Raw genomic sequence first — 12,247 nt, 5'->3', positions numbered from 1 at the left:
GCAAATTTCAAAACACAATAACCAATGGAAGAAAATGTATTAAATCTTGAAATTCCAAACATCGACAACGATTCTATAATAAAAGTTATTGGTGTTGGTGGAGGTGGTAGCAATGCGGTGAATTATATGTATAGGCAAGGAATAAAAGATGTAAGTTTTGTAGTAGTAAATACCGATTCTCAAGCTTTGCTGGAAAGTCCGGTTCCTACTAAAATTCAGATAGGCGAAAATCTTACAGATGGGCGAGGTGCAGGAAATATTCCTGAACAGGGAAAAAAATCGGCTCAGGAAAATATTAAAGCTATTGAAACCATTTTAAAAAACAATACAAAAATGGCTTTCATCACTGCCGGTATGGGTGGAGGAACTGGTACCGGGGCTGCTCCGGTAATTGCTGAAACAGCAAAAGAGCTTGATATTCTGACAGTTGGAATTGTTACAATTCCTTTCAGGTTTGAAGGAAAAAGACGTATCGATCAGGCAATCGATGGTATCAATAAAATTAAAGATCATGTTGATTCACTTTTAGTAATCAATAATGAAAAACTTCGCGAGATTCATGGAAATTTGAAAATCTCTGATGCATTTTCTAAAGCCGACAATGTTCTAACTATTGCTGCAAAAGGAATTGCCGAAATAATAACTGTTCATGGATATATAAATGTAGATTTTGCTGATGTAAAAACTGTGATGAAAACCAGTGGTGTGGCTATTATGGGTTCAGCAATGTCGGAAGGCGAGGGTAGAGCTCTGCGGGCAATTAAAGAAGCCTTAAATTCTCCACTTTTGAATAATAATGATATTACCGGTGCTAAAAATATTCTGCTAAATATAACTTCCGGAAATGCTGAAGTTACTATGGATGAAATTGGGGATATTACCGAACATGTTCAAAATTCGGCAGGCTCTCATGCAAATTTGATTTGGGGAAATGGAATTGACCAAAGCCTTGGCGACAAGATTAATATCACCATAATTGCAACGGGCTTCTCTGCCGATGTAATTCCGGAAATTTATGTTAAAAAGGAAAGAATAAAAACAGTTGTTTCACTTAGCGGGAAAGTTGAGAACAGGAAAATTTCTGATGATACAAATAGATCCAGATCATATGAATTTGATACGAAAGATGATAATTATACATCTAATGGAAATAGTACAAATAGTAAAAAGTCTAAATATCCTGCTGCAAATCAAATGAATACATCAGCTGAGAATTATACATCTTATGCAAACCAGAATCAGCAATCAAATGTCGATATAGAATTAATGGAAAATATTCCGGCATATAAAAGAAAAAATATTGACATTGAAAATTTTAATCAATCGGCAGATTCAGAAATCTCACGATTTTCAATCTCTGATGATCCGGAAATTGGCTTAAATAGGAATTCTTATCTTGATGATAATGTTGATTAGACTTTCGGTTTTTCAATTTTAATCTTGAATTTTTTGAACAAAATTGATGGCGGATTGTTGTAAAATAATTGATTGTGGATTATCTGGTTTTGATACGGAATTAACTATTGCTTGTTAAAAGCACGGACAATATATTCGAGTGAGCTGGAGTGAGAGTTGTACTGGCGGTTATTTGACCATCAGCCGCCTACTCGATTATGTACTTTTATTATTCATACCAAAAAATAAATGATGAATTTGAATATTATTATCATCTACTCTATTATGAGTGGAACTAAAAGAATTTTCAAAATCACAAATTAAATTGTCGTTTAATGATACAAAATTATATACCTTAACTCTGTCTTTTGTACCCGAAATAATATGCTTTACATCTTCACTAACAATAAAACTACACATCCCTGCATATTCCTCATTTTTACTAATGTATATGTTTTCAACAAAACGATTAATTCCGCTGTCAATATATTGAGCTTTGCTTATTCCTTTTAGCTTCTTGCATTCAACAACATATGTTAACAAGCCTGTTATGATAAATTGTATATCTGTTCGTTTTACTTCTCTTTCATAATTGATAATTTGATTTTCAGCCGTGAACGTTATAAACCCTTTTTCAATTATTTGTTTTGTTAATTTATTTGAATGTGTTAAATCATATTGAAATTTATTACGAATTTTATTTTCACTTATATTGTGTATATTTTCAATATTTTTTACTCTTGAATAACTATCAATCAATGCTTTTATAAACAAATTTTCTATAAAATCTTCCTTATCCTTATATTGAGCAATAAAATCATAAAATTCAGTCGGCATCTCCATAACTATAACAACTTTTTTAGCATTTCTTTTACCTCTTCATTTGCATCTTCCATTGCCTGACGCTTTGTCCAATCTTTAAACTGATTACTTTTAATTATATAAAAAATATTTTCCTCATAAATTTTCACCTTTTCTTCATTAATACTACCGTTTAATAATTCTTTTTGTATTTGAAGCTCTTTTACAAGATTTAAAACTTGCCTTTGAGTAAAATTACCGTATTTTATTTCGCTAATGAAATCCTCTTTATCTACAATACTAAACTCTACAATTGTACCAATATTTGTTGAAATAATGTATGAAGCATTTAATCGTAAATTCTTTTTAATCATTAACTGATAAGTATCTCGGAATGCTTCAACATAATTTTGTATGTCTTGTGTCTCTACGACATTATTCTTTCGTTCAACATTTATTTGATAAAACTCTCTAATTATTTCTTTTTCAAATTCTAGTAACCCATATAAGTCAAAGATAAGCTCGTCTAATTGTTTTTCAATTTCAATCGTATTTCTATTAAGACCTTTATATTCTTTAATAAGAACAACCTTATTTTGTATTTTCTTAACAATCGAATTGTTTATATCAACTTTCGGGAAAGGAAATTTTGAAATATCTGTTACACTTAATGAGCTTCTTCCTCCTTTTGAAAATTGTGAAGATACATTTGTGAAAAAATATCCTGTAAGAGAAGAATTTAAAATAGCTAACAATATGTTATAATTATTAAACTCCTCCACCTTTAATATCAACGTATTATCTTTGCTAAGCACTTTGGTTTCAGCATATATTGCTTTGATTTTATTAAGGCTTGAGGGTTGTCTTTCAATAATTATTCTTTTACCACTAAATAATGATTGATTAATTCTAGATAAAATATAATCTATTTCAAGTTTTGTTTTATAATCTCTAATTATAGTTGAGATGTACTCTTCATTAGTTTTTTTATAATATTTCTGTATTAATTTCTTATCATTATCAGATTTCAATTTATCAAGAATATGTTTTTTGAAGTAACTATCACTAAATATTTTTGGTAATGGTAAACGCCTTAACTTTCTATTCCAAATAAAACTATTTAATTTGTCAATAATAAAATAGTTCGTCTTATCATTGGTATTATAAATTGAATGCTTAATTGGGCTCTTTATTTGCACCATTTTATTTTCCTGCAAGGCCTCAAATCCTCTTTGACATCTTATCTCCTTTGAAAAACTATTATTTAAAATAATTTTACTTATTAATTGATAATCTTTCCAGTTTCCATTCACAAAAATTTTCCATAAAATATCTTCCTGTTTTAAATTTTCTTGTTTAACTTCTCTTATGTCTTTTGATGAAAAAGATATAATATTTAATATTTTGCTAAACTTTGATAATCTTGGGCTTATATATTTTATCGCATGAGTTTTTATATCTTTTTTATCAAGTATTAAAACAGCACTTGGATGTTTTGTTCCTTTAAAAATAATATCTGCAATCTCGGAAAGTTCATAAAAATATTTTAGTCGATATTTTTCAAGAATTTCAATTCTAAATTCTTTGGATTTCTCGTTTAAAAAATTTGAATTATTTACAATAATTGCAATATCTGTATTCGTATGGCATAACTTATCAATTTTTAATAAAAAAGCTTGAGATGTTTGATAATTATAAACATTTCTATAAATATCTAATTTATCTATTTCATTCCTAACAATGTTTTCCTTTTTATCTAATTGTGACCATGGTGGATTAGCAACAATACAATCAAATTTCGTGAATGAATAAATATTTGAATTGATTTTAATTTCAAATTTAATATCATCTACAATGGTGTTTCTTTGCAATAAGTTGTATCCTATTAATGAAGGTAAAATAGGATTTCGTTTTTTGAGTTGTTCTTGAATTTCGTTTTTGCTTATTCCGTCCAACAGAGTAAGATATAAACTAAATGCAGTAATTTGCAAAGCATTTACATCTGTATCAATTCCAAAAATTTGTTTTTGAAGAATTTCTGCTTTCTCGTCTATTGAAAGATTTTTTTCGAGCTGCGATTTTAATATTCTATTAAATGCTTGAACTAAAAAAGCACCTGACCCACACGCAGGGTCAAGTATAGTTGAGTGAGATTGTTTTTCAATTTTAGGATATATAGTATGCGAAAGCATAAAATCAATCACAAAGGTTTTTGTATAAAAAATACCTTTTGATTTTTTTTCTTCTTTATTCGTTCTTCCCAAAAACTCCTCATATACATTACTTATTAGTTGTATAGGAATTTTATTAAATTTATAAGGGTAGAATAAATTTTGTTGCCCTTTTTTATATTCTTTATAGTCGTGAGTGTAGAAAATCTTAAGTTCATTTATGTGTTTTTCGGTAACCCTTAAATCCTTTTTTAGAATATCTCCATTTATTACTGCAATTTTAGAAAACAATTCAGTTAATGCAGACGGATTACCTTCTTCTAAAACTTTTGCAATAGATGTTTTGGCAAGTATTTTTCTGTCTTCAAGATATTTTACAAAAAGACTTTTTAAAATTAAACCGTTTATGTTTTCATTGTCGGTATCAAACTTTGACAACTCCTCTTTTAAAGCTACTAAGTTGTTTAATAGGTATGTATCAACTTCATTTTTTACTTCTTTTTGTTTTTTTAGAACATAATCGAAAAAATATGAATTGTCGATATTTTCTTTTGTATAAGGTAATGTTTCTAATTTAATATCATTGTAGTCGATAGTATCAGTTCCGTAATCAAAATTATCAATTATCAAACTACTCTTTAAGATGTCTTCGCTTTTAGTTTTTTCTTTGGCATTAATAATATATGACCTGTCTGAACCGACTGCTATAAAATAATTAATTTCATTTTTATTCCATTCATTAAGATAAAACTTAAATAAGGCATCTTCATTTTTATAAAATATGAATGGGATTAAAATATTATTGTTTATTTCATCGTTTATTGTGATTATATTAAGGAATATCTCACCAAAATTAGTACTCTCAGTATCTACTGAAAATCCTATTTTTTCTAAATATTTGTGAGTTAATTCCATTATAAAATACATAAATTATACTAAAACAAAAATACAGTTTTTTTCTTAAAATAGGTTTCTTTATCTTTAATTCTTTTTCAACCAAATCAGGTGGCTGTGTAGTCACTCCTAATTGCACTTAACATTAGTATATACAGAAAATTCAGTATATTTCTTTATTGTTTTGTTTAAAACATCCATATCATTCTAAGGTTTAACAATTTCATAGATTCTTGTGTGATTTGTTTATTTTTTTCTCTATTCATCTAAAACCTTGTTTAGTTTGTGCAATTAATATTCCACAAAAATAACAATATTTTTAACTTAGTAAATTTTGGTTAAAAATTATTTTGAAGTTCTGGAAGAGAAAATAAGTATTAAAATGAAGTTTTTTTTTATAAAAGGAAATAAAACTCCGCTCACGTCGACATGTTGACGGTGTAGTTTAAAGAATAAATTAATTATTTTTAGAAAATCCAAAACCTGATCATCTATTTCAAAAAAGAAACAGCCAGCCATGCCATAATTCCTGCTCCTAATTTTAGGCTATTTTCATCAACATCAAATGTGGAGGAATGTAGAGGTGAAGTAATATTCTTCTTAATATTTCGTGTCCCAAGTCTAAATAATGTTGCAGGATATTCCTGAGAAAAATATGCAAAATCTTCTCCGGTCATCCTGATTTCCATATCCTCAATATTTTCTGTTCCAATAAAATCAGATGTAAATTCTTTTGCCTGTGAAGTTATTTTTGGGTCGTTCACCAAAAAAGGATAACCGTCAATAAAATTTACTTCACATTCGCCACCCATCCCTTTTGCAATAGATTCTGAAATTGTTTTTATTTTTTGCTTTGCTTCTTTTCGCCAATTTTCATCCATTGTCCTGAATGTGCCGGAAATTTTCACTTCATCGGGGATTGCGTTCAATGCACTATCAGCAATAAATCTCCCAAAAGACAATACGCTTGGAATTGAGGCTGGTGCATGCCTGCTAACTATTTGTTGCAAAGACACAACAATGTGTGAGGCAATCAAAACTGTATCGGTAATTTCGTGTGGCAAAGCGGCATGTCCTCCTTTACCTTTCACTGTAATAAAAACTTCATCAGTAGAAGCCATGTACATTCCAGATTTAAAACCTACTTTTCCAACATCAATACTTGGCATAACATGTTGAGCTATAATAAGATTTGGTTTTTCACTTCCGAACAGATTTTCTTCTAACATGGCTTTTGCTCCGCCCGGAGCTTTTTCTTCAGCCGGTTGGAAAACAAGTTTTATGATGCCGGAAAATTTGCCTTTTAGTTCGTTAAGAATTTTTGCTGCTCCAAGAAGCGATGCGGTGTGAACATCGTGACCGCAAGCATGCATTTTTCCAACTACTTTCGATTTGAAAGGAATATCATTTTTTTCAGTAATTGGCAATGCGTCTATATCTGCCCGCAGTGCAACAATTTTGTTTGAATTTGCTTTTCCTTTTATTGTCGCAACTATGCCGTTATTTGCAATCCCGGAAATGAACGGGATATTGTATTCTTCAAGTTTTGAAGCAATGTATTTTGAAGTTTCAAATTCTTCGAAAGATAATTCAGGATTGCTATGAATATGCCGCCTGATATTTTGTATTTCACTAAAATATTTATCTGAAAGTTCTTTGATTATGGTTTTAAGTTGTGGGTTCATTAATAAGGTACAATTCTTTATTATTATAAAATGTTTTCTAATTTTTCTTTGTTTAAAACAGTTTCCTGCTGGCTTATACTTTTGTCTAAAATTTCTTTGTCAGACAAAATACTTCGCACTTTTTTTGTCAGCCTTTCATTCTCTATTAAATATTTAAAAGCCTTATAGTATAAGGGATTTATTAACCTCATTTCTCCAGTATTTATTTACAAAATTAGTTTATTCTTCAAGTTTTCCTAAATAATTATTTGAATGTAAAATAGATATTGCATTTTATAAAATTGAAATTAAGCTCACAATTAACTCTTTCATCATTCATTGATTTTAATTATAGAAAAATATAAGATTTTAATAAAAAAAATGTAATATTGCTGAAAAATGATAATAAAATTAATTTTTATAAAATGAAAAATACACCTATTGATTCAGTATTGGTTGAACAAAAAATTAAAGAGTCAGGATTGCCGGTAGTTGGGAAAGGCTCAATTAGAGAAATTGTTAGATTGGTAAATAATATTGAAAAAGTTAGTGGCGATAAGTTTATCAGAATGGAAATGGGAGTGCCCGGATTAGAACCTGCAGAAGTTGGAATTCAAGCAGAAATTGATGCACTTAAAAGTGGAGTTGCCTCTAAATATCCTATGATTGAAGGAGTTGCAGAATTGAAACCTGAGATTGCACGTTTTGTGAAATTGTTTCTAAACATTGATGTGAACGCTGAAAGTTGTATTCCTACAGTTGGGTCAATGCAAGGAGGATTTGCTTCATTTTTAGTTTCATGCCGACGAGACATCAAAAAGGACACAACACTATTTATTGATCCTGGATTTCCTGTTCAAAAGCAACAGCATCGTGTTCTTGGACTTAAATTTGAAACATTTGATGTTTATGATTTCAGAGGCGAAGCATTGCATGAAAAACTGGAAAGCTATTTAGAAAAAGGCAATATTTCCACAATAATTTACTCGAATCCGAACAATCCTTCATGGATTTGTTTCACCGAAAAAGAATTGAAAATTATTGCAGAACTATCTAATAAATATGATGTTATAGTTTTAGAAGACCTTGCATATTTTGCTATGGATTTCAGAAAAGATTATTCAAAGCCCGGTGAGCCGCCCTATCAGCCAACAATTGCAAATTATACCGACAATTATATTTTGCTAATTTCAAGCTCGAAAGTTTTTAGTTATGCCGGGCAAAGAATTGGTAGTATGGTAATTTCAAACAAATTATTTTATAGAAAATTTCCAGATTTAAAACGATTTTTCAATTCAGACGAATTAGGATATGCAATGGTTTTTGGAGCATTATATTCGTTATCATCCGGAGTTTGCCACTCGTCTCAATATGCCTTAAAAGCTATGCTGAAAGCTGCAAACGATGGAGATTTCGATTTCATTGAAATGGTAAAAGAATATGGCGAAAGAGCAAAAATAATGAAGAAATTGTTTATTGAAAATGGATTTAAAATTGTTTACGATAAAGATGAAGAAAAGCAACTTGCCGATGGATTTTATTTCACATTTTCGTACCCCGGATTTTCCGGTATAGAATTGTTAGAAGAATTGCTATATTACGGAATTAGTGCAATTTCTCTTGATATTACAGGCAGCAAACGATTGGAAGGAATGCGCGCTTGTGTTTCACAAATTCAAAGAAGCCAGTTTGTCGATTTAGAATTTCGTTTGAAGAAGTTTGCCGAAAATAACCCTATATCATAGTTTCAAACATGAAAATTGTAAAGTTGGTCGAAAGATATTTGTTGTTAGCATTATCTTTCGACTTTTCTTTTTATATGAATAAACTCAGAGTCATAAATCAAGATTTCAAGATTGTTTTTTATTTTGGTTTATTTCTTATAATTATTTCAACTTTTTCGAAAAACGGTTTTTCACAATCGGAAAAACTCCAGTTTCCGAATAAAGCCTCAGTGAATAGAGAATATATTTGGTCGTATTGGCACGATATAAGAGATATTGCATTAAGCCCAAAAAATCTGACAAAAAACCAGTGGTTGAAAGTTGGCATTGCTGTTGGAACTACTGGTTTATTAATGAGTGTAGATGGAGATATTCAGTCGATTGTACAAAAAAGTAAAACTACTTCATTGAATAATTTTTCAAAGAATTTTGTGGAACCTTTTGGCAATATTCATCTTTACAGAAATTACACCCTTATTTCGTTGGGTTTGCTGTATCTTCACGGAAGTTTTTTGCACAACGAACAAACAAAAAAAGTTGCAATATTAGGCACAAAAGCTTTTGCATTAACAGGATTGCTTACACATGTTCCAAAATTTCTGTTTGGAAGGCATACTCCCGGACAATTTCAAACCGGTGCCGAAAATCCGCATTTCTGGAGTGGTCCGGGCTTTGACTACCGTTCCTTTTTTTCGGGGCATACATCGGTTGTTTTTTCAGTGGCAACAATTATAGCTTCGGAGTATTCTAATTCTTCGGGCACAAAAATTTTGGCATATGGTATTGCAAGTTTGGTTGGAATATCACGAATTTATGATAATGCTCACTGGGCTAGCGATGTTTTTCTCGGTGCATGTTTTGGATATGCTGTTGGGAAAATTATTTATAATGCCAATAATTGGGGGATTCGTTTGAATCCGATTGTAAGTCAGGATTTTTCAGGAATGAAAATATTATATAAAATTTAATATATTATAGCTGAAATTCATTCAGAAATTATACATTTGTAAAAAAAAATGTTGTAATGAATATTAATAAGTATAAAAAATATATCCCGGCCTTTCTACAGAATAAGTTTATTTTTACCCTTCTACTTTCGTTAATTTGGATAACATTTATTGATTCGAACGACTGGATTTCACGAGCAAAAGATTTATACCATATCAAACAGTTAGAAAAGGATAAGGCATTTTATATTGAAAAAATTGCTCAAGATAAAATCAGCTACAACGAACTTCATTTCGACAAAAACAAACTTGAAAAATTCTCCCGAGAGAAATATTTGATGAAGAAAAAAGACGAAGATTTGTTTATTATTGTTGAGTATTAGGGTATTCCTTTTCAATCAATAATATTATAAGGGGGCTTCTAAAAATAGTAAATTTCAAGGCGTAAGAAATTTCAAAACCGCAGTTTACTATTGTAAATGAGGATTTTGAAATTTTGAAACAACGAAGAAATTTGCATTTATAGAAGTCCCCATAAGTTAAAACTTCAAACTAATAAACCATAAGTTTTATTTGATACAGGTTTTCAACAGACTCTTTTTATTTCAAATGAAAATGTACGGTGATAGGATTTAGGAAAATCTCAAATGTAGAATTCTGAGTTTACTCAAGAAAAATTGTAACAATAAAATCAGAAAAAATATAAATAAACAAGATTTGTATTAAATTGCAGCTTTTTAAAATGTGATAGTTATGAAAAAAGGATTTATTCAAATTTTGGTGCTTAGTTTAGTGTTTTTCAATGCAATAAGTTTGAAATCATTTGCAGAATATTCTGTGATAAAAGCAAAAGCTGTAGGTGAAAGTTTTAGATTTCTGAAACCACAAAAACTATTTTTTAAGAATAATTCTTTTAATAGCAATTTAGGCAGTAATGCTTATAAAAACGACATTCCAAAATTTCAAATTGGGTTTTCGATGGGTGCGAATCTTTCCGATTTAATTCAGGATATAGAAGATCCTCAAAAAAAATTAGGTACGATATACGGAATTTTAGGTATTTATAACATAAATAACGATTATGGGTTTCAACTTGAGTTGAATTTTTCGGAATTTGGAGTTGTAAACAAGGAAAGTGGTGTTACCGGCTCCGGAACTTTTGGTTCAATTGCTACTGATGCAGAAACAACCTACGATTATTTGACAGTTCCAATTATGCTGAAAAGATATTTTGGGGTTGATATTAAGTTTTATTTAAATGCCGGCTTGTATTATAGTTTTTTAAGATCTGCTCAAATTGTAGGTGAGCAAACTATTGGCACTATCAATAGTTCAGGCATGGCAATAGAAACTATCTACGATCTTCACGACGATTTGTATAGAGAAACCCTTTCTAACGATTATGGTGTTGTTGGTGGTTTCGGTGGACTTTTTCCTCTTGGGAGCAATATCAGAAGAGGACCGAAGCTCCAGTTAATGTTAGATGCCAGATATTCATACGGATTTGCAGATATCACATTGGAAACAACAAATAAATATTCCGGAATTACCAGCGATTTGACTAGTAAAAATAGTGTTTTCCAAATTAAGGCTGGTTTGTTGATTAATTGGTAAAATTAGCAATCTTTACACCTGACCAGAACAAAAGCGGGCGGGTGATGGCATATGAGTGGAAGCATCTTTTTTTTTATTGTTCCGAAAGCTATCGGAATTGTTTCTTTTGTATAATGACAAAAGATAGGGAAAAAACATTTTTTTGCAATAAAAACTGAAAAATATTTTAATAATAATATTTCATTATTAAAAAAAATATAAATACTTTTGCAGCCGATTTATTATGGTGGATATAGCTCAGTCGGTTAGAGCGCTGGATTGTGGTTCCAGAGGTCGTGGGTTCGATTCCCATTATTCACCCAAAGCCCTGAAGGTTTTTTTCAGGGCTTTTTTCATTGAATTTAGATTGCCATAAATTTCCAAATATAAAACCTTGGAAATTTACTTTTCACCCATTTCGAATTACGAATTTGTTTTTTTATCTTGTTCTAAAAGTAGGTTTACACAATAAAGTATAAAACTATAAATTTAGATTACTATTCAAAAAAAAGTAAACCGTCCAGTAATAAGTACAAAAAAATGCAGATATAGCTCTTTTCAATACCAATTAGCAGTTAAAAGGGCTGAAAGCCCACCATGTAAAAGCACAGGGTAAAACCCTGTGTGATATGCGAAATGATGAAGATTTAGGGCTGAAAGTCCGATATTTAATAATTATTTTCGAATTTTATGACCGAATATTTGTTCCACCCTTTCAGGGTTTTGGTCTTTTTCAATAAAATTAAAAAAATTATAAGTATGCTGAATGAATATGAAAATATATCTATCTTTGTTAAGTATATTTAATATAAATGAGAAATAGTGGCAATATGAAAAGTATATTTGATAAAAATATTAAACGAGAAATATATCTGAACAAAATCAGGCCTTTCTATAATCAGCAGTTGATAAAGATACTTAGTAATTGTAAATATATAATTGCTCCATTATTAATTTTTTTTCCTATCTTTGCCACATGGATAGAATAAATGAAATAAGAATTAAATATTCAACAATTATAAAAGAAGCAAACGAGCGTTTCATTCGGATATGGGCAG

General features: G+C 29.9%; 8 protein-coding genes and 1 tRNA gene. 6 read left to right on the top strand and 3 right to left on the bottom strand.

Translation table 11 applies throughout. The features are described from left to right. Positions 1-24: 24 nt before the first annotated feature. Positions 25-1,416, top strand: coding sequence for a cell division protein FtsZ (gene ftsZ, locus HN894_10885; GenBank protein MBT7143832.1), 1,392 nt, complete (start codon positions 25-27; stop codon positions 1,414-1,416). Between the two features lie 195 nt (positions 1,417-1,611). Here the strand turns inward: ftsZ and HN894_10880 are convergent, their stop codons facing one another. The 3 genes from HN894_10880 to HN894_10870 all read right to left on the bottom strand — a co-directional run bounded on the left by HN894_10880 (position 1,612) and on the right by HN894_10870 (position 6,946). Then, entirely contained in the window at positions 1,612-2,238 is a 627-nt protein-coding gene (locus HN894_10880) for a hypothetical protein (protein ID MBT7143831.1), read from the bottom strand. A gap of 2 nt (positions 2,239-2,240) precedes the next feature. After that, the gene (locus tag HN894_10875) at positions 2,241-5,282 is read right to left on the bottom strand and encodes an N-6 DNA methylase (GenBank protein MBT7143830.1); all 3,042 of its coding nucleotides are present in this window, start codon (positions 5,280-5,282) and stop codon (positions 2,241-2,243) included. A gap of 470 nt (positions 5,283-5,752) precedes the next feature. After that, positions 5,753-6,946 carry an amidohydrolase gene (locus HN894_10870; protein ID MBT7143829.1) on the bottom strand — a complete coding sequence of 398 codons (1,194 nt, stop codon included), beginning with the start codon at positions 6,944-6,946 and terminating at the stop codon, positions 5,753-5,755. 404 nt (positions 6,947-7,350) lie between these two features. Between HN894_10870 and HN894_10865 the strand changes: the two genes are divergently transcribed. From HN894_10865 to HN894_10845, 5 genes are all read left to right on the top strand, one after another. Next, positions 7,351-8,670 (top strand): pyridoxal phosphate-dependent aminotransferase, encoded by a 1,320-nt coding sequence (locus tag HN894_10865; GenBank protein ID MBT7143828.1) that lies wholly within the window; start codon positions 7,351-7,353, stop codon positions 8,668-8,670. An 8-nt stretch (positions 8,671-8,678) separates the two neighbouring features. Further along, positions 8,679-9,617, top strand: coding sequence for a phosphatase PAP2 family protein (locus HN894_10860; GenBank protein MBT7143827.1), 939 nt, complete (start codon positions 8,679-8,681; stop codon positions 9,615-9,617). A gap of 56 nt (positions 9,618-9,673) precedes the next feature. Then, positions 9,674-9,979: a septum formation initiator family protein gene (locus tag HN894_10855; GenBank protein ID MBT7143826.1), complete on the top strand. Its 306-nt coding sequence runs from the start codon at positions 9,674-9,676 to the stop codon at positions 9,977-9,979. A gap of 370 nt (positions 9,980-10,349) precedes the next feature. Beyond that, positions 10,350-11,210 carry an outer membrane beta-barrel protein gene (locus tag HN894_10850; GenBank protein ID MBT7143825.1) on the top strand — a complete coding sequence of 287 codons (861 nt, stop codon included), beginning with the start codon at positions 10,350-10,352 and terminating at the stop codon, positions 11,208-11,210. Between the two features lie 226 nt (positions 11,211-11,436). Next, positions 11,437-11,510, top strand: a tRNA-His gene (locus HN894_10845). Positions 11,511-12,247: the final 737 nt, after the last annotated feature.

Source organism: Bacteroidota bacterium (assembly GCA_018692315.1).
GTDB lineage: Bacteria > Bacteroidota > Bacteroidia > Bacteroidales > JABHKC01 > JABHKC01.
The sequence above is the reverse complement of the archived record's forward strand: the minus strand, read 5'-3'. Positions and strand labels throughout refer to the sequence as shown.

Bases quoted from the DNA above. Each gene is read 5' to 3' on its own strand.
- ftsZ (MBT7143832.1), top strand. From the start codon at position 25: ATGGAAGAAAATGTATTAAATCTTGAAATTCCAAACATCGACAACGAT.
- HN894_10855 (MBT7143826.1), top strand. From the start codon at position 9,674: ATGAATATTAATAAGTATAAAAAATATATCCCGGCCTTTCTACAGAAT.
- HN894_10870 (MBT7143829.1), bottom strand. From the start codon at position 6,946: ATGAACCCACAACTTAAAACCATAATCAAAGAACTTTCAGATAAATAT.
- HN894_10850 (MBT7143825.1), top strand. From the start codon at position 10,350: ATGAAAAAAGGATTTATTCAAATTTTGGTGCTTAGTTTAGTGTTTTTC.
- HN894_10875 (MBT7143830.1), bottom strand. From the start codon at position 5,282: ATGGAATTAACTCACAAATATTTAGAAAAAATAGGATTTTCAGTAGAT.
- HN894_10860 (MBT7143827.1), top strand. From the start codon at position 8,679: ATGAAAATTGTAAAGTTGGTCGAAAGATATTTGTTGTTAGCATTATCT.
- HN894_10865 (MBT7143828.1), top strand. From the start codon at position 7,351: ATGAAAAATACACCTATTGATTCAGTATTGGTTGAACAAAAAATTAAA.
- HN894_10880 (MBT7143831.1), bottom strand. From the start codon at position 2,238: ATGGAGATGCCGACTGAATTTTATGATTTTATTGCTCAATATAAGGAT.